Raw genomic sequence first — 18,508 nt, 5'->3', positions numbered from 1 at the left:
CATGTACGTAGCGGTCAAGGGCGGCGAAAAAGCCATCTTGCAGTCGTACCGGATGCTCGAAGAATACCGGCGCGGCGATCCGTCGATTCCGGAGCTGACGATCGGGCAGATCGTCGCGCAGATGCCGCTCGCGGTGTCGCGCGTGATGGCGGAAGGGTCGCTCTACGATCGCCGTCTCGCCGCGCTCGCGATCAAGCAGGCGGCGGGCGATCTGATCGAGGCGATCTTCCTGCTGCGCGCGTACCGGACCACGCTGCCGCGCTTCGCGTACGCGGAGCCCATCGACACGGGCCGCATGGCGGTTTCGCGTCGGATCTCGTCGACGTTCAAGGACGTGCCGGGCGGCCAACTGCTTGGGCCGACCTACGACTACACGCAGCGGCTTCTGGACTTCTCGCTCGAAGCCGCGCGCGATCCGGCCGCCACGCATCCCGGCTGCATCGCTTCGGATGGCGAAGCATGCGCGGAGCGCGCGTCGATGCCCGCGCAGATGTGCGGACACATGCCCGGCATCGCGGCGCTGCTCGAACGCGACGGCCTGATCGAACGCGACGCGCCCGCGCCGGGCGACCCCGCTCCCGTCGATTTGACGCGCGAGGCCATGCAGCTCCCGGCCGATCGCGCGGCCCGCCTGCAGAACCTCGCGCGCGCCGACGAAGGCTTCCTGCTGTCGATGGGCTATTCGACCCAGCGCGGCTACGGCAATACGCACCCGTTCGTCGCGGAGATCCGCTTCGGCAGCGTCGAAGTCGAAATGGAGCTGCCGGAGCTCGGCTTCACGGTCACCGTCGGCGAGATCGACATCACCGAGTGCCAGATGGTGAACGACTTCGGCGGCAACGCTGCGCACGCGCCATGCTTCACGCGCGGATACGGGCTCGCGTTCGGCTACAGCGAGCGCAAGGCGATGGCGATGGCGCTCGTCGATCGCGCGATGCGCGCCGTCGAGCTCGGCGAAAGCGCGGAGTCGCCCGCTAACGACGAGGAATTCGTTCTTTACCACAGCGACAACGTCGAAGCGTCGGGCTTCGTGCAGCATCTGAAGCTGCCGCATCACGTCGACTTCCAGGCGCAGCTCGAATTGCTGCGGCGGCTGAACGCGCAACGCGCGCACGAAGACGCCGCGGCCGCGGCCGCGGGCGGCTCGGCCGAGTGCGCGCCGCGCGCCGACGAGATACGCGAAGTGCGCGACGTGAGCGACGTGAGCAAAACACGCGAGGCGCAAGACGCGAACGCAAGCGCGAACGCCGACGCCGATGCGATGACGCCTCACGGAGTATCGGCATGACGACAGACATGCAAGTCGAACGCGATCCGCACTACAACTTCGGCTACCTCGACGAAGCGACGAAGCGCATGCTGCGCCGCGCGCTGCTGAAGGCGGTCGCGATCCCCGGCTATCAGGTGCCGTTCGGCAGCCGGGAGATGCCGTTGCCCTACGGCTGGGGCACGGGCGGCATTCAGGTGAGCGCATCGATCATCGGCGAAGACGACGTGCTCAAGGTGATCGACCAGGGCTCCGACGACACGACCAACGCGGTCAACATCCGCCGCTTCTTCGGCCGGGTCGCCGGCGTCGCGACGACCGAGCGCACGCGCGACGCCACCATCGTCCAGACGCGCCACCGCGTGCCGGAAACGCCGCTCGCCGAAGGCCAGATCCTCGTGTTCCAGGTGCCGATTCCGGAGCCGCTGCGCTGGCTCGAATCGAGCGAGAAGGAAACCCGGACGATGCACGCGCTCGCCGAATACGGCGCGATGCACGTTCAGCTCTACGAGGACATCGCGCGATACGGCCACATCGCGACGACATACGACTACCCGGTGGTCGTCAACGGACGCTACATGATGCGTCCGTCGCCGATCCCGAAGTTCGACAACCCGAAACTCGACCGCAATCCGGCGCTGATGCTGTTCGGCGCCGGGCGCGAGAAGCGCGTGTACGCGGTGCCGCCGTACACGCCGGTCAAGAGCCTCGACTTCGATGACCATCCGTTCACGGTCGAGAAATGGGAACAGCGCTGCGCGATCTGCGGCTCGGACAAGAGCTACCTCGACGAGATCATCGTCGACGATCAGGGCACGCGCGAGTTCGTTTGTTCGGATAGCGAATATTGCGCGGAGCGAACCGTGTCGCAGCAAGCGAAGCAAGCCAAGGAGGACGCCGCATGAACGCCCGCCCGTTGTTGTCCGTGCGCGGCCTGACCAAGACCTGGGACGGCGTTCACGGCTTTCGCGACGTGAGCTTCGAGCTCCATCCGGGCGAAGTGCTCTGCATCGTCGGCGAATCCGGCTCGGGCAAGACCACGCTGCTCGACGCGCTGTCCGCGCAAATCGCGCCGCAGTCCGGCTCCGTTCACTACGATCTGCCGGGCCAGGGGCTCGTCGATCTCGCGGCGCTCGCCGGCGCGCGCATGCGGCTGCTCGCGCGCACCGACTGGGGCTTCGTCCGGCAGCACGCGCGGGACGGCCTGCGCATGCAGGTCAGCGCGGGCGGCAACATCGCGGAGCGCCTGATGTCGATCGGGCAGCGCCATTACGGCGAGCTGCGCGCGACGGCCACGCAATGGCTCGACAAGATGGAAATCGACGTCGGCCGCCTCGACGACGCGCCGACGACCTTCTCGGGCGGCATGCAACAGCGGCTGCAGATCGCGCGCAATCTGGTCACGCGCCCGCGCCTCGTTTTCATGGACGAGCCGACGGCGTCGCTCGACGTCTCCGTGCAGGCCCGCCTGCTCGATCTGCTGCGCCAGCTCGTCAACGAAATGGGGCTCGCCGCGATCGTCGTCACGCACGATCTGGCGGTCGCGCGGCTGCTCGCGCACCGCACGCTCGTGATGCAGGGCGGCGAGGTGGTCGAGAGCGGGCTCACCGATCAGGTGCTCGACGATCCGCAACACCCGTACACGCAATTGCTCGTCTCCTCGATGCTGCAAAACTGACCATGACAGACACCACCACGATGATCAGCGTGCGCGGGCTCGGCAAGACGTTCACGCTGCACAACCAGGGCGGCGTGCGCCTGCCCGTGCTCGATTCCGTCGATCTCGACGCGGCCGCGGGCGACTGCCTGATCCTGTCCGGGCCCTCGGGGGCCGGCAAGAGCACGCTGCTGCGCTGCCTGTACGGCAACTATCTGCCGACCGAAGGCAGCATCCGCATCCGCATGCCCGCGAGCGCGACGGCCCCGGCGAACGCGCCGTGGCTCGAGCTCGTCGGCGCGTCGGAGCAGGCGGTGCTGCACGCGCGGCAAATCGCGATCGGCTACGTCAGCCAGTTCCTGCGCGCGATTCCGCGCATCGGCGCGCTGCACGTCGTCGCCGAGCCGCTGCTTCAGCGCGGCGCGAGCCGCCCGGAGGCCGAGGCGCGCGCCGCAGCGCTGCTCGAGCGGTTGCGGCTACCCGGCCGACTGTGGCATCTGCCGCCCGCGACGTTCTCAGGCGGCGAGCAGCAACGCGTGAACATCGCGCGAGGCTTCATCGGCGAGCAGCCGATCCTGCTGCTCGACGAACCGACCGCATCGCTCGACGCCGAGAACGCCGCGATCGTGATCGAGCTGATGCGCGACGCGTGCGCGGCCGGCCGCTGCCTGATCGGCATCTTTCACGATCGCGCGGTGCGCGAAGCAGTCGGCACGCGAACGCTCGCCATGAACGCGCCGGACACCGCAACGCAACCGCATTCGCCCGGCGCGCGAGCCCCGTCGCAGCCGCCGCAACGCAACGCGGCCGACGCCGCGCAACCTGGCTGATCACCGGAGCCGATCATGACGAACAGGACTTATCTGACGGGCGCGCGCGTCGTGCTGCCCGACGCGGTGCTCGACGACAGCGCGATCCTCGTCGAGCATGGCCGCATTGTCGCGATCGAGCCGGACGGCGCAAGCGGCGCCGCGCACGCGGACCTGACGGGGCACACGCTGATCCCGGGGCTCGTCGATCTGCACTGCGACGCAATCGAAAAGGAAGCCGAGCCGCGTGCGCGCGTGCTGTTCCCGCTCGACTTCGCGGCCTCGCAGATCGATCGCCGCAACGCGGCGGCGGGCATCACCACGCCTTTTCACGCGATCTCGTTCGCGAGCGCCGACGCCGGCGTGCGGGACAACGACACCGCGCAGGCGCTGGTGCGCGCGGTCGCCGCGTTCCGACGCAGCGGGCTCGTCGACAACCGCATTCATTGCCGCTACGAAGTGACCGACGCGGCCGCCGCGCCGTTGCTGCATCGGCTGCTCGACGAAGGCGTCGTGGACCTGCTGTCGGTGATGGACCACTCTCCGGGCCAGGGCCAGTTCCGCACGCTCGATGCGTACATCGATTATCTGACGGGCAATCACCGGATCGAGCGCGGCGCGGCGCATGCGATCGCGGCCGAGAAGCTCGCGTCGCAGGCAGGCGCGAACGAACGGATGTCGGCGTTGCTCGCGCACGCGCAGCGCACCGGCGTGCCGACGGCGAGCCACGACGACGATTCGGCCGCGCGCGTCGCCGCGATGAAGCGCCTGGGCGTGCGGATGACCGAATTCCCGACCAACGAAGCAACCGCCCGCGCGGCCGCCGAGCTCGGGCTGCCGGCGCTCTTCGGCGCGCCGAACGTGCTGCGGGGCAAGAGCCAGAGCGGCTCGATGCGCGCGATCGACGCGATCCGCGCGTGCAAATCCGTCTGTCTGTGTTCGGACTATCAGCCGTCGGCGCTCGTCGTGGCCGCGTTCATCGCCGCCGATCAAGCGCAGCTCGACCTGCCGTCGGCGATCGCGCTCGTCACGCGCAATCCCGCAGACGCCTGCGGCCTCGCCGATCGCGGCCGCATCGCGCTCGGCGCGCGGGCGGATCTCGTATCGGTGTCGTTCGAAGAGCGCTGGCCGGTGGTGACGAACACCTGGAGCGCAGGCCGCCATGTATTTTCCACGCGGTATCCGCAGCGCGCCGCCGCAGGCGGATTGACGAGCGCGCTGCGGTCCGGCGAAGCGACTACGGCGCAGTAACGCGGCCGTCGGTCGGTTTGTCGGTTTGTCGGTTTGTCGGTTTGTCGGTTCGTCGGTTCGTCGGTTCGTCGGTTCGCCGGTTCGCCGGTTCGTCAGCCTGAACGGCAAACCAATCCGGATAGATAGTCACCCTAACTTTCATCGATTTCTCGCCCCTGATCACCGCATCCTTTGGAGCGCAAATTGAAACTCTCGACAATCCTCGCGGCGGCCGCCGCATCGCTCTGCGTCTCGGTCGGCGCGACACATGCCGAACCCGTGTGCCCGAGCGGCGGCACGATCCGCTTCGGCGTCGTTCCCTACGAAGCCACCGCGCTGCTGCAGCCCGCGTACAAGGAGATCGCGGACCTGATCGCCAGGAAAACCGGTTGCCCGGTGCAGTTGTCGATCGCGACGAACTACAACGCCGAGATCGAGGCGATGCGCGCGGGCAAGCTCGACATCGCCGAATTCGGTCCGCTCGGCTACGTGCTCGCCAACAAGATCGCGCGCGCCGAAGCGGTTGCGACGTTCGCCGGCAAGGACGGCCGGGCCGCGACCTACACCGCGTCGATCGTCACGTGGCCCGGCTCCGGCATCAAGACGCTCGCGGACGTCAAGGGGCAATCGTTCGCGTATTCGGACCCGGCGTCCACGTCCGGGCACCTGTTCCCGGCATTCGGCCTGAAGAAAGCCGGCATCGATCCGCACGCCGACGTGCGCGCGCTCTACGCCGGCAGTCACACCGCGTCGTACGAGGCGCTGCGCAATCGCAAGGTGAAGGCAGGCGAGCTGAACAGCTCGCAAATCGCGAGCGCGAAGCTCAGCAATCAGTACGACCCGGCAGCGTTCGTGACACTGTGGCAGTCCGAACCGATTCCGATCGATCCGATCGCGATCCGCGGCGATCTGCCGGCGAACGTCAAGGCCAGACTGACCGAGGTACTGAGCAATCTGGATTTCCACGAGCTGTCGCCGGGCACGCAGAAGTTCATCGCCGCGGCGCTGGGGCCGGCGCTGCGTACCGCGCCGCAGACGGACGCTGCGTATGACGTGATTCGCAGCCTCGTTTCGATGCTGAACATCGACTTGAGCAAGCTATGAACCTGCCTGTCGGAACGCCCTCCATCGATGCGCTCGGACACGCGCCCATGTCGTTCGCTCCCATTTCCGCGATGCCGCCGCGCGCCGTGTCCGGCGCAGAGACGAAGCTCGCGGTGCGCGGCTTGTCGATGCGCTATCCGAACGGGCATCTCGCGCTGCGCGAGCTGGATCTATCCGTCCGCGCGGGCGAGTTCGCCGTGATCCTCGGCAGCAACGGCTGCGGCAAGTCGACGTTCCTGAAATGCGTCGCGGGCCTCAACCGGCCGACGAGCGGCACGATCGAAATCGCCGGCCGCAATCTCGCCGGCCTGTCCGGCGAGACGCTGCGCGTGGCGAGACTGCCGATCGCGCTGATCTCGCAGCATGCGAACCTCGTGAAGCGCCGCAGCGTGCTCGCCAACGTGTGCACCGGCGCGCTCGGCCGCTACCGCACGTGGGAAACCGCGTTCGGCCGTGTGCCGCGCGCCGAGGTCGAGCCGTCGCGCGCTTTCCTCGACGAAGTCGGCCTGCTGCATCTCGCCCGGCAGCGCGCGAGCACGCTGTCGGGCGGTCAGGCGCAGCGCGTCGCCGTGGCCCGCGCGCTCGCGCAGCGGCCGCAGGTGCTGCTCGCCGACGAGCCGCTCGCGAGCCTCGACCCCGAGGCGGCCGAGGAAGTCATGCGGCTGCTGCGCCGGCTCACGTCCGAAGACGGCATCGCTATCGTCTGCGTGCTGCATCAGCCGGCGCTCGCGCAACGCTATGCGGACCGATTGATCGGCCTGCGCCAGGGCGAGGTCGTGTTCGACGATGCCGCCGCGTCCGTCGATCCCGCGAGGGTGGCCCGCCTCTACGCATCGGAGCCGCAATGAGCCATACGATGAACCACAGCGTGCGCTGCGCGCCGCGGCCGGGCGCGCGCGAGGCGCGGCCCGCCGCCCTGTTCGTCGCGGCGCTGCTCGGCGTCGCGCTGTTCGCGCAGGCCTGTTATGTCGTCGAGGCGCGCCCCCAGGATCTCGTCACCGGCGTGCACGGCATGCTCGACATCCTGTCGCGATCGATGCCGCCCGACTTCGGCAAGCTCGAATCGAGCCTGTGGGCGGTGATCGAGACGGTGGACGTCGCGATGTTCGGCACCGTCTGCGGCGTCGTCTTCGCGTTTCCGCTCGCGATTCTCGCCGCCGCCAACGTCACACCGGCGCGGCCGCTGTACCTTGCCGCGCGCTCGCTGATCGGCGTCACGCGGGTCGTGCCGGATCTCGTGTGGGCGTTGCTGTTCGTGACGGCGGTCGGCCTCGGCCCGTTCCCGGGCGCGCTCGCGCTGGCCGTGCATTCGGTCGGCATGCTCGGGCGGCTTTTCTCGGAAGTCATCGAGGACATGGACATGGGCCCTGTCGAAGCGCTGACGCTCACGGGCGCGAGCCGCCTGCAGGTCTTCACGCATGCCGTCGTGCCGGGCGTGCTGCCGTCGCTGCTCGGCATCGCGCTGTACCGCTTCGACGAGAACCTGCGTTCGTCGCTCGTGCTCGGCTTCGTCGGCGCGGGCGGCATCGGCTTTCATCTGCTGACCGCGATGAATCTGTTCCAGTATCAGACCGTGTCGCTGCTGCTGATCATCACGTTCTTTCTCGTGACGGGAGCCGAACACCTGTCGGCTTATCTGCGCGGCAAGGTGACTTGACGGGATTGGCGCGACTCGCGCAACTCGCGCGGCGCGGCGGGCGGCTTCGATGCATCGCGCGACGCGCCGCGCGCGAAGGCGAACGTGCGCCGCGCGCGCATCGATCGTTGCCGCCCGTTCCTTTCCGTGCGCGCGGCGGCCAATCGGTGCGACATGAACGCTGTGTCCGCGGCGTCGGGCCCGGCGATCGCCGTTCGCCGCCGAGCCTGCGCGCGGCGCCGCCCCGATCCGGTCGATCGCCGCGCGCCGGATGCGCGCGCGTGAACATGCCATCGGCCGTCGGGCGCGAATCCTCGTCGGCGGACGTCACGGCGACGAGGCAAGGCGCGGCGCGGCAAGGCAGGGCGCGCCGCCGATCGGCGTGCCCTGCCGCCCGCGTCACCGTTTGACGCCCTCGATGACGCTATGCATGCCTTCGGTCGGATGAACGGCCGTCATCGACAATCCGGCCGCCTCATAGAGCCGCCGGTAGTCGCCGGCCGTGCGCGCATGCCCGCCCGAGCTCATGATGAGCATTTCCAGATCGTGGAGCTTCGCGAAATGCGGCTCGCCGGGCGGCGTGAGCACGGCCTCCACGAGCAGAAGCTTGCCTCCCGACGGCATCGCTTCCGCGCAGTTCGTCATGATCCGGATCGCCTGTTCGTCGTCCCAATCGCAGATGACGTGCTTCATCACGTAGACGTCGCCCTGCGCGTCGACCGACTTGCTCGCGTCGCCCGCGACCACCTCGACCCTGTCGGTCAGCCCGTGCTTCGCGAACAGCCGCCGCGCGCCGTCGCAAGCATGCGGCAGCTCGAAGAGCACGCCTCTTGCGTGCGGATTCGCGGCGAGCAGCGTCGCCAGCAGCAGGCCGTGACCGCCGCCGACGTCGACGATCGTTCGGGCTCCGGAGAAATCGTACGCGCGCGCCACCGGCGGCGATTCGAGTTCGCTGACGCTCGTCATCGCGTCGTTGACGATCTGCGCGACCTCCGGGTGCGAATCGATGTATTCGAAGCCCGGCCCGCCCACTACGTGCTCGAACGCGCTTCGGCCGGTCTTCACGCTGTAGAGCAGCCCGCCCCACGCCTTCCAGCCCACGTCCATGCCCGCCATGCGCGCGAACCCGCGCATCGAGCCCGGCACGTCGCACCGCAGCGTTTCGCCGAGCGGGCTGTTGCTGAAACGCCGCCCGTCCCCTTCGACGAAAACGCCCAGATCGCCGAGTGCGCGCAGCACGCGATATAGCGCTTCCGGATGAGTGTCCGTCGCGGCGGCCAGCTCGGCCGCCGTCCGTTCCTTCTCCGCCAGCAGATCGGCAATGCCCAGCTCGGCCGCGACGTACAGCGCCTGCGCGTGCCATTTGCCGATGATCATCTGCAATATCGCGGTGTGCGGCGCCGGGCTCGCATCCACTTTCGCCATGAAGCTTCTCCTTGTTTCGAAATGGGAATGTGCTCGTCGCCCTGGTCTCGCGCGGCCGCGCGGCGAACCGACGCGGGCCGACGGCACGCGCCGCCGCCCGCGCGAGCCGGGACGATCAAGCCGTGATCAGCTTGATCATTTCCGCCGTGTCGAAATGATCTTCGAACGTGACCGCCTTGCCGTTCACGAACTTCCACACGTGCACGAACTTCAGCGTCGCGCTGCGCCCGTTGACGGCGGTGACGCCGCGCGTGCCGAGCACGACGATCCGGTCGCCGGATTCGATGAACTCCTCCGGCGCAAGCCGCATCTCGGCGATGTGCGTCGGCACGTGCCTGATGAAGGCGATCACTTCGTCGTGGCCCCGCTTCGTTCCGCCGAGCCCGTACGGGCCCATGCCGTCCGGGTGGGTCCACAGCACGTCCGGCGCGAGCGCGGCGAGCACGCCGGGCAGGTCGCGGCGATGGAAAGCCTCGTACGAGGCCCGCACGGTCTGCATGTTGGTCGACATCGGTTATTTCTCCTGTGTCGCGCGTCAGGGCTGCACGGCCGGGTGCGTCTTCACCGCTCCGGGGAAGTGCGTTTCGATCGTCCGGCGCACGCCCTCCTTCCAGTGCACGCCGCAGTCGCCAATCAGCGCGCGCCGCTTCGTGTTGTCGAACGCATAGGTTTCGCGCGTCACGTCGCCGCGCTCGAAACGCGCGTCGACGCCCGTGATGTCCGCGACGTACTGCATGCAGTCCTGAATGCCGACGGCGTCGTCGCCGCCCCAGTTCAGCACGAGTGCGGGCGAGCTCGCCGCATCCCACAGCAGCGGCACCTGCCGGACGAGATCGTCGGTGTGGATCAGCGACGCCCAGTTCTGGCCTTCGCGCGGAACCGGAATCGGCTTGCCGGCGAGCAGTTGCCGGTACAGCAGCACCGGCACGCCGCCGTGCCCGTACGGGCCGTACGCGACGTTCAGACGCGCGATCACGGCCGGCAGGCCGAGCACGGCCGAGAACGCGCGTACGACGCCTTCGCACGATATCTTGACGATCGGGTACGCGGGCAGCCAGTGCGCGACGCCGTTCAGCGGGTCCGTCTCCGCATACGGATGGTCGAGCGCCTGCCGCGCGTACAGGCTGCCGCTCGACACGTAGATGAACGATTCGGCGTGGCGGCAATGCGTCATCAGGCGGCCGGTGGCGACCGTGTTGATTTCGATCGCCTTCTCGAAATCGCCGTCCTCGCCGCGCCTGACCGCGGCGTGCAGCACGTGCGTGAAGTCGTCGGGCAGGCCGTCGAGCGTGTCGCGCTCCATGTCCCACCGCCGCGTGTTGACGCCCTTCGCGCGCAACGCGTCCTCGACGCTCGCGTCGCCGAAGCGGCCGATCGCCCATACTTCGTCCTCCGCCGCCAGCGCTTCGGCGACGGGCCGCGCGACCTGGCCGGTCGCGCCCGTGATCAAGATCTTCCGCTTCGCTCGCGTCTGCTTCGCGTCGCCACGCTTGTCGTTGCCTGACACAGTCATGAGCCTCTCCCCTTGGTCATCCGTGACATGAGACGCCGGTCATTTGCCGCCGAGCGCGCGGTCGAGCTCGGCCCGCAGCACCGCCTGGAACGTCGCGACGTGCGCCGGCCCCATCAGCGTGTAGTGCTCGCCCGCCACGTCGATGTAGCGATTCGGCGCACGCGTGAACTCGTCCCACCGGCGCAGCTCCTTGTTCAGCCAGTCTTCCTTGGTGCCGCGCAGCGGAATCGCATAGAAGATCGACATCGACGCCACGTCGCCGGACGGCGCGTACGAACGCCCCAGCGTCAGCAGCGATTGCGCGAGCCCCGCCCAGGCGCGGAACTTCGGCAGATCCAGGTCGAGCTCGGCGAGCCGGCCGGGCGGCGCGTTGTCGATCAGGTACGCGAGCGGGTCCTGCTCGGGCATCGCGGCGCGCAATTGCGACGGCAACGTGAGCGACTGCTGCTTGTCGATCAGCGACAGGAAGAACGCGAGGTTGACCGCGCCCTCCACTTCGTCGAGCTCGTCCATCCGGTACTTGATGTGCGGCGGCAGGTTGAAGCTGCCGACGAAATCCACGCGCTCGCCCTGCGATTCGAGCACCTTCGCGATTTCGAACGCGACCGCGCCGCCGTACGAATAGCCGGCCACCGCGTATGGCCCGTGCGGCTGCCGCCGGCGGATCGCATCGACGTACACGTTCACCATCTCGTCGAAGCGGGAGAAGTACGTCTCGCCTTCGTTGAAGCCGCGCGCGCGCAACGCGTAGAACGGGCGCTCGTTGACGAAGTATTTCGCGAGATTGACGAACACGAGCACCTCGCCGACGCCGGGATGCACGCAGAAGAGCGGCGTCTTGGCGCCCGTGAGCTGGAGCGGCACGACCGGGTCGTATTCGCCCGCCGTCACGCGCTTGCCCGGCGCGAGACGCGCGGCCAGCGCGCGCACGGTCGGATTCTGGAGAATCGTCACGATCGGCAGATCGACAACGGCAAGCCGCTGCTCCACGTGCCGCTTCAGCTTGAGGATGTCGAGCGAGGTGCCGCCGAGATCGAAGAAGCTCGCGGTCGCGCTGATCGCGTCGGGCTCGACCTGGAACATCTGCGCGAAGATCGCGGCGACCGCCGCCTCGGTCTCGCCCTCGGGCGCGACGTAGCCGCCCATCTGCCGGTTCGCGAGATCCGCGGCGCACGCCTTGTAGCCGTCGTAGCCGCCCGCTTCGAGACGCTTGCGCATGATGGTGCGCTGGGTCTTGCCGAGGCTCGTCTTCGGAAATTCGTCTTCCGGCAGCGGCAGGATCAGTGCGGGCCGGAAGCCCCACAGCAGGATCGTGCTGTTGCGGATCGCGATGATCAGCCGATACAGCTCGTCTTCGTCGTCGAGCGGAAAGGACGGCGTGAACGTCACGACGAGCTGCTCGGATTCGTCGCCCGCGCCGCGCGTCGGGAATGCCGCGACGAACGAGCGCTTGATGCCGTCCAGCTCTTCGAGCGTCGTTTCCAGCTCGTGGCTGAAGTAGTTGACGCCGTTGACGATGATGCTGTCCTTGCTGCGGCCGACGAGCGAGAGCCGGCCGCGCTCGATGCGCCCGAGATCGCCGGTGCGGAACCAGCCGTCGTCGGTGAACGCCGTGCGCGTCGCTTCGGCGTTGTTGTGATAGCGATGGAAGATCATCGGGCCGCGCAACTGGAACTCGCCCGTCTCGCCGTCCGGCAGCACGTTGTTGCGGTCGTCCGCGATGCGCATCTGCAGCCCGAGAACCGGCAGGCCGAGCGACGCGAATTCGCGGCCGGCGTCGCCTTGCGGAAACTCACGCGAATACACGGAGCCGGCGCACGTCTCGGTCATGCCGAAGGCCGGCCACAGCGCATCGCGAGCGAGCCCGCACGGCGCGAGCAGATCGAGGAAGCGCTGCCCGGTCGCGACCACGATCGCTTCGCCGCCCGAGACGACATGCCGCAGCGACGACAGATCCAGCTTGCGGCGCAACGCGTTGAACGCTTCGTCGCCCATCGATTCGAGCGCGGCGTTCAGTTGCCCGAACAGAAAGTTCGGCGAGAACGTCATCGTGACGCGATAGCGGCTGATGAGATGCAGGAACCTGAGCGGATCGGTCAGGATCGCCGCGGATTCGACGTGAAGCTGCACCGCGCCGACGTAGAGCGGCAGCAGATGCGCTTCCAGCAGCGCGGCGACGTGATCGAACGAAATCCAGTTGAACGTGACGTCCGCGCGGGTGAGCTGCTGGCGATCGTTCTTGCCCGCCATCGACGCGAGCAGGTTGCCGTGCGTGAGCACGACCGCCTTCGAATTGCCCGTGGAGCCGGACGTGAGCACGAAGACGGCGGGGTCCGCAGGCTGCGCGACATGAACCGACTCGTCGGGTGTCCCCGCGCGCAGCGCGTTCAGGTTGACCGCGAACGCGCCGCTCGGCAAATCGTTCTTCAGCGCCTCGGTGGTGACGAGAAGCGGATGGTCGAGCAGCGCGTCGACGTGCGCGAGGTGCTTCGCCCAGCGCTCGGGATCGTTGCGGATCGGCACGAGCGGGCACGGCACGAATCCGCCCAGCGTGCAGGCCCAGAACGCCGGGATGAAATCGTTTGCGTGCTCGAGCAGCAGCGCGACCTTCATCCCGGAGCGATAGCCGCGCGCCCGCAGGCCGCCCAGAATGCGGCGCGCCTCGTCCAGCAGCTCGGGATACGTCAGGAACGTGCCATTTTCTTCGGACTCCGCGGCAACGAAGCGAACGCCCGTGTGCGGATGCAGCCGCGCGGCGCGCAACAGCAGGTCGGCGGCGTTTTGCGGCGAAGGAACGCGCGATTCGTGTTCGGAAAGGCGCGGCGAATCGAGGGTGGATGTCGTCATGGTGCAGGCACTCCATGCTTGTGGCGCAATTGATGAACGACCGCCCGTGCGTGTCCGCGCGGACGCGTCGATTGACGATTGCAGGGTGAATCCCTACCTGACTGGCCGCCGGCTTTCCGAAGAAAGGATCGGCGGCCGATTGACACTCGACTGCATGAGACGAATCGGCCGATCTCCCGGCAAAGGCGGGATTGTTCGGGCGATTTCCGACAATGGCCGCCGCTGCGATCCGAAATGCTCGACTCATTTCAAATCAGGCGCGCCAATGAACCGGATTCCCGGAATAATCCCTGGATTGCTTTGATGAAAGATGCGGAACGAATCGATTGTTTTCCGCGCGCCAATGATCGACGCCATTCATTGGCCGCGCGAGAACGATTTACAGCTCGACAACCGGCGAGACGCTGCGGGCAATCGGCCGATCATCGGTGCTCCGGCGCCGTCGATGCGCCGGCGCCGGTTCAAGCGAGCAACATTGAAGCGAAACAGGGAACATTCGTCGTCTCGATGAAACACCGGGAGCTGCAGCGACGACGTTCCCGTATTAATCTTGACGATTGGAACGGAACGAAGTCTACGATAAATCGTGCGATGTTTGAATGCGATTCGCACGAAAGTATTTGTTAAAAATCGAAGTTTCTCGCGAAATTCATAAGACTCCAAACCAATCGGTCGATCCGTTCATTTGCACGAAATCATTCCGCTCAATTCGGCGACATATATCTCCCAAACACGACATGCGCGCACGATATTTATAATCGGAAAATTTCAAAAAAATATCCGTATCATTTACGGATATTTCAGAAAATCGAGCAACGGGTGGTTCGGTAAGCGCGAGACGCCCGGAAACGCGGGCAAGGCGGACGCGGCGGGAAATTAGGTGACAATGGGACGACAACGGGGTTGCGCGCGCCGTTCGACAGCGTGCAGGAAGCGCGGTGAGCGCACGGAACGCGCATGCGAAGGTGCGGCCACGTGCGCGCCGCGTGCGCCCCGGATCGATCGATGCCGTGCGGCTTGCCGCCGATCAGCTCGCCGAACGTCCGTCGCCTGCGCCGCCCTCATCACCGTCGCGGCGGCTCACCGTCGTCTGCAGCGCGATGTACAGCCAGAGCCGATCGTCCATCGCGCCGAGATCGAGGCCCGTCGCGTCGCGGATCTGCTGCAGCCGGTAATCGAGCGTATTGCGATGAATGCCGAGCGCCTCGGCCGTGGCGCTCGGGTGGCCGTCGTTCGCGTACCAGGCCTTCAGCGTGTCGAGCAGCGCGCCGGAGCGCCGCTCGCGCGCAAGCAGGCGCGTGAGCGGCAAGCGCAACTGCTGCGCCTGCCAGCCTTGCGACAGCGCCGACAGCAAGACGGGCAGCACGAATTCGTAGTACGAGTACGTGTTCTCCCGCGGCGCGCGGGCCGCGCCGACGCGCAGCGTCGCGAGCGCGCACTGATACGAACGCTCGAAGCCGTCGATCCCGTCGAGCGCGATGCCGAGCGCGAGCGAGAACGGCTGCGTCGCGACCTTGCGCAGCGTGCCCTCCAGCGCGGCGAGCCGCTTGCCGGCATGCTTCGCCAGCGCGCCGTCGCGGGCCGCGCGCGCATCGATCGCATCGAACATCACGAGCTCCAGATACGACGTCTTCGCGGTCAGCAACTGCGGCCACTCGTGCGCGAGCTGCGACTGCATCGCCTCGATCTGGCCGACGCCCGCCTCCGGGTCCGCATCGACGCCGCTCAGGCGGCACACGATCGCCGCATGCGCGACGCGCACGTCGATGCCGAGCCGGTCGGCCCATGCTTCGAGCTCGGCGGACGCGGCCGTGCGCCTCAGAAGCTGGAGAACGAACTCTTCCCGATGGCGCGCGTTGCGGCGCAATTCGACCGTCAACTGCTCGCGCTCGAGGATCAATTCCGCCGTGACGCGCAGCAGCTCGCCGAAGCCGCGCACCGCGTCCGGCTCGCCGGTGACGCCGATCACGCCGCACACCTTGCCGCGCACGCTGAGCGGCAGATTGATGCCGGGCCGCACGCCGCTCAGGTTCGCGGCCATCGCGTCGTCGATCTCGACTGCGCGCGCGCGGGCCAGCGCGAGCTGCGCGCCCGCGTGGATCTCGCCCACGCGCGCCGCGTCGCTGCTCGCCAGGATCAGGCCGTGCGCGTCCATCACGTTCACGTCGAACGGCATCACTTCGACGGTGCGTGCGACGATTTCAGTCGCGAGCCGGGCATCGATCATCATGGCGGTCAGGTCGGGTTGCGGGAACGGCGGCAAAGCCGGCGGCCAGGCGGGCCGCGGGCCGGCGCCCGGCCCGACGCCTATTGTCGCGTCATTTCGGTCGGCCAGACGATGCGCATCAGGTTCGTCGAGCCGGGATGCCCGAACGGCACGCCCGCGGCGACGACGATCGGGCATTCGTCCGTCGGGAATCCTTCCGCGTGCGCGGCCTCGATCGCGATCTCGACGATGTTCTCGATGCCCGTCGCCTCGACCGCGACGCGCGAGCGCACGCCCCACGCGAGCGTGAGCCGCCGCGCGACGTCGGCGCGCGGCGTGAGGCTCAGGATCGCGGTGCTCGGCCGCAGGCGGGACAGGCGTATCGCGGTGGCGCCCGACGCCGTGTACGTGACGGCGGCGCCGAGCCGCAGTGTATCCGATACCACCTCGATCGCCGCGCCGATCGCGTCGGTGGCGTTCGGCGCGTGCGCGGTGACGATCGCCTTCATCAACTGCGGCTGGATCGGGTCCGCCTCGGTCGTCGCGATGATCTTGCGCATGAAGTCCACCGCCTCGACCGGATACTCGCCCGACGCCGATTCGGCCGACAGCATCACCGCGTCCGCGCCGTCGTAGACGGCCGCGGCGACGTCGGACGCCTCCGCGCGCGTCGGCGTCGGCGCGAGCGTCATCGATTCGAGCATCTGCGTCGCGACGATCACCGGCTTGCCCGCCGCGCGCGCGAGCCGGATGATCCGCTTCTGCACGCTCGGCACGTCCTCGAGCGACATCTCCACGCCGAGATCGCCGCGCGCGACCATCACCGCATCGGCGGCCTCGACGATGTCGACGATGTTCGTCACCGCCTGCGGCTTCTCGATCTTCGCGACGATCGCGGCGCGCGAGCCGATCAGCGCGCGCGCGTCGTGCACGTCCTGCGCGGTCTGCACGAACGACAGCGCGACCCAGTCGACGCCGAGCGACAGCCCGAATTCGAGATCGTCGCGATCCTTCGCGGACAGCGCCGGGATCGCGAGTGTCGCGTCGGGCACGCTGACGCCCTTGCGATCGGACACGATCCCGTCGAGCAGCGCGACCGCCTCGATGCGTCCCGCCGACACCGCCTCCACGCGAAACCGCAGCTTGCCGTCGTCGACGAGAAGCAGATGGCCCGGCCGGGCCGCGTCGAAAATCTCGGGGTGCGGCAGCGACACGCGCTGCGCGTCGCCGGGCGCGGGGTTCAGGTCGAACACGAACGGCTGGCCCTTCGCGATCCGCGCGCGAGCGCCCGCGAACTGCCCGACGCGCAGCTTCGGGCCCTGCAGATCGAGCAGGATGCCGATCGGATGCCCGATGCGCGCCTCGATCGCGCGCACGGCCGCGTGGCGCGACGCGTGATCGGCATGCGTGCCGTGGCTGAAATTCAGGCGGAAGACGTCGGCGCCCGCGCGCGCGAGCGCTTCGATCGTGGGCTCCGTGGAGCTCGACGGGCCGAGCGTCGCGACGATCTTCGTCGAACGGCGGCGCTCGCGGTCGGTGTGGCTTTCGTTTCGCATATCCGTGTGCAGAGCTGAGAAGTGGATCGGATGCATGCGGCCGGCCGGCGAACGGGCGGCCGATGCGGGTGCGCTACGCGGCGTGCCGCGCCGGCGCGCGCCGGCCGAGCTGCCAGCCGACGCGAATCGCCGCCGCGACGTTGCGCGCGGCGAAGCGCACGTTCGTCGCCGCGTCGCGAAGGGCCTCGTCGATCGTACACGCGCGCCTGACGGACGCGAAGAGCGCGTCGAAGCCGTGCCGGTACAGCGCGTCGGCCTGGCCCGTCACCGCGCCGCCGATCGCGACGACCGGCACCCCGCATTCCGCCGCGATCCGCGCGACGCCGATGGGCGCCTTGCCGCGCAGCGTCTGGCCGTCGATGCAGCCTTCGCCCGTCACGACGAGGCTCGCGCCGCGAATCGCGTCGCGCAGCCGCAGCGCGTCGGACACGATCTCGACGCCCGGGCGCAGCGTCGCGTTCAGGAACGCGGACATCGCCGCGCCGAGGCCGCCCGCCGCGCCGCCGCCCGGCAGCCGCGCGACGTCCGGGCCGACGTCGCGCGCGACGATCGCCGCGAAATGCGCGAGGTTGCGATCGAGATGCGCGATCATCTCGGGCGTCGCGCCCTTTTGCGGGCCGAACACCGCGGATGCGCCGTTCGGCCCGACGAGCGGATTGTCGACATCGCACGCCACTTCGAACGCGCACGCCGCGAGCCGGCCGTCGAGACCGGCGACGTCGATGCGCGCGAGCCGCTCGAGCGGCGCGCCGCCCGGGCCGATCGGCCGGCCGTCGGCGTCGGCGAGATGCGCGCCGAGCGCCTGCAGCATGCCCGCGCCGCCGTCGTTCGTCGCGCTGCCGCCGAGACCGACGATGAAACGGCGCGCGCCGGCGTCGAGCGCCGCGCGGATCAGCTCGCCCGTGCCCCGGCTCGACGTGACGCGCGGATCGCGCGACTCGGGCGGCACCCGATGCAGACCGCTCGCCTCGGCCATCTCGATGACCGCGGTGCCGCCGGGCAGGATGCCGAACGCGGCGCGCGCCGGCCGGCCGAGCGGATCGGCGACGATTGCCGCGCGACGCTCGCCGCCCGCCGCCGTGACGAGCGCGTCGACCGTGCCTTCGCCGCCGTCGGCGATCGGCAGGCACCGGTAGTCGGCGTCGGCGAACACTTCGCGGAACCCGGCCTCGATCTGCCGCGCCGTTTCGACCGCGCTCAGGCTTTCCTTGAACGAGTCGGGAGCAATCACGATCTTCATCAACGAACCTCTTCGGTG

The 18,508-nt window shown here is 68.5% G+C and carries 16 protein-coding genes; 9 read left to right on the top strand and 7 right to left on the bottom strand.

The features are described 5' to 3' along the window. Position 1: 1 nt before the first annotated feature. The 8 genes from WS78_RS31500 (at position 2) to phnE (ending at position 7,724) form a co-directional block, all read left to right on the top strand. The gene (locus tag WS78_RS31500) at positions 2-1,288 is read left to right on the top strand and encodes a carbon-phosphorus lyase complex subunit PhnI (protein ID WP_059576801.1); all 1,287 of its coding nucleotides are present in this window, start codon (positions 2-4) and stop codon (positions 1,286-1,288) included. Next, entirely contained in the window at positions 1,285-2,172 is an 888-nt protein-coding gene (locus WS78_RS31495) for an alpha-D-ribose 1-methylphosphonate 5-phosphate C-P-lyase PhnJ (protein WP_059576804.1), read from the top strand. The genes WS78_RS31500 and WS78_RS31495 overlap by 4 nt, the downstream gene beginning before the upstream one ends. Further along, positions 2,169-2,945, top strand: coding sequence for a phosphonate C-P lyase system protein PhnK (gene phnK, locus WS78_RS31490; protein ID WP_038745932.1), 777 nt, complete (start codon positions 2,169-2,171; stop codon positions 2,943-2,945). Before WS78_RS31495 ends, phnK begins: the two co-directional genes overlap by 4 nt. Positions 2,946-2,947: 2 nt before the next feature. Then, a complete protein-coding gene (gene phnL, locus WS78_RS31485) occupies positions 2,948-3,754 on the top strand; it encodes a phosphonate C-P lyase system protein PhnL (protein ID WP_226377269.1) in 807 nt (268 codons plus the stop codon). Between the two features lie 15 nt (positions 3,755-3,769). Further along, positions 3,770-4,984 carry an alpha-D-ribose 1-methylphosphonate 5-triphosphate diphosphatase gene (locus tag WS78_RS31480; RefSeq protein ID WP_059576809.1) on the top strand — a complete coding sequence of 405 codons (1,215 nt, stop codon included), beginning with the start codon at positions 3,770-3,772 and terminating at the stop codon, positions 4,982-4,984. Between the two features lie 183 nt (positions 4,985-5,167). Then, positions 5,168-6,067 (top strand): phosphate/phosphite/phosphonate ABC transporter substrate-binding protein, encoded by a 900-nt coding sequence (locus tag WS78_RS31475; protein WP_038746276.1) that lies wholly within the window; start codon positions 5,168-5,170, stop codon positions 6,065-6,067. A gap of 47 nt (positions 6,068-6,114) precedes the next feature. After that, positions 6,115-6,915, top strand: a complete 801-nt coding sequence (phnC, locus tag WS78_RS31470) for a phosphonate ABC transporter ATP-binding protein (RefSeq protein ID WP_226377268.1) — start codon at positions 6,115-6,117, stop codon at positions 6,913-6,915. Beyond that, positions 6,912-7,724, top strand: a complete 813-nt coding sequence (phnE, locus tag WS78_RS31465) for a phosphonate ABC transporter, permease protein PhnE (RefSeq protein ID WP_038745928.1) — start codon at positions 6,912-6,914, stop codon at positions 7,722-7,724. Before phnC ends, phnE begins: the two co-directional genes overlap by 4 nt. Before the next feature lie 378 nt (positions 7,725-8,102). Here the strand turns inward: phnE and WS78_RS31455 are convergent, their stop codons facing one another. From WS78_RS31455 to WS78_RS31440, 4 genes are all read right to left on the bottom strand, one after another. Next, positions 8,103-9,128, bottom strand: coding sequence for a methyltransferase (locus WS78_RS31455; RefSeq protein WP_059576814.1), 1,026 nt, complete (start codon positions 9,126-9,128; stop codon positions 8,103-8,105). Positions 9,129-9,243: 115 nt separating this feature from the next. After that, positions 9,244-9,639, bottom strand: coding sequence for a nuclear transport factor 2 family protein (locus WS78_RS31450; RefSeq protein WP_038745922.1), 396 nt, complete (start codon positions 9,637-9,639; stop codon positions 9,244-9,246). Positions 9,640-9,663: 24 nt separating this feature from the next. Beyond that, positions 9,664-10,641, bottom strand: a complete 978-nt coding sequence (locus tag WS78_RS31445) for an NAD-dependent epimerase/dehydratase family protein (protein ID WP_038745920.1) — start codon at positions 10,639-10,641, stop codon at positions 9,664-9,666. Positions 10,642-10,680: 39 nt separating this feature from the next. Continuing rightward, the gene (locus WS78_RS31440) at positions 10,681-13,488 is read right to left on the bottom strand and encodes a non-ribosomal peptide synthetase (RefSeq protein WP_038745918.1); all 2,808 of its coding nucleotides are present in this window, start codon (positions 13,486-13,488) and stop codon (positions 10,681-10,683) included. On the opposite strand from WS78_RS31440, the gene WS78_RS36675 reads away from it, so the two are divergent. Next, positions 13,487-13,792 carry a hypothetical protein gene (locus WS78_RS36675; protein ID WP_156437371.1) on the top strand — a complete coding sequence of 102 codons (306 nt, stop codon included), beginning with the start codon at positions 13,487-13,489 and terminating at the stop codon, positions 13,790-13,792. The genes WS78_RS31440 and WS78_RS36675 overlap by 2 nt on opposite strands. A gap of 723 nt (positions 13,793-14,515) precedes the next feature. Here the strand turns inward: WS78_RS36675 and WS78_RS31435 are convergent. From WS78_RS31435 to WS78_RS31425, 3 genes are all read right to left on the bottom strand, one after another. Then, positions 14,516-15,718: a sugar diacid recognition domain-containing protein gene (locus WS78_RS31435; RefSeq protein ID WP_038745916.1), complete on the bottom strand. Its 1,203-nt coding sequence runs from the start codon at positions 15,716-15,718 to the stop codon at positions 14,516-14,518. A gap of 77 nt (positions 15,719-15,795) precedes the next feature. After that, a complete protein-coding gene (gene pyk, locus WS78_RS31430; RefSeq protein WP_059576816.1) occupies positions 15,796-17,250 on the bottom strand; it encodes a pyruvate kinase in 1,455 nt (484 codons plus the stop codon). 73 nt (positions 17,251-17,323) lie between these two features. Continuing rightward, on the bottom strand, positions 17,324-18,490 hold the full coding sequence (locus WS78_RS31425) for a glycerate kinase (RefSeq protein WP_059577028.1): 1,167 nt from the start codon (positions 18,488-18,490) through the stop codon (positions 17,324-17,326). Between the last annotated feature and the right edge of the window lie 18 nt (positions 18,491-18,508).

This window comes from Burkholderia savannae (assembly GCF_001524445.2).
Lineage (GTDB): Bacteria > Pseudomonadota > Gammaproteobacteria > Burkholderiales > Burkholderiaceae > Burkholderia > Burkholderia savannae.
This window is presented reverse-complemented; position numbering and strand designations above follow the sequence as displayed.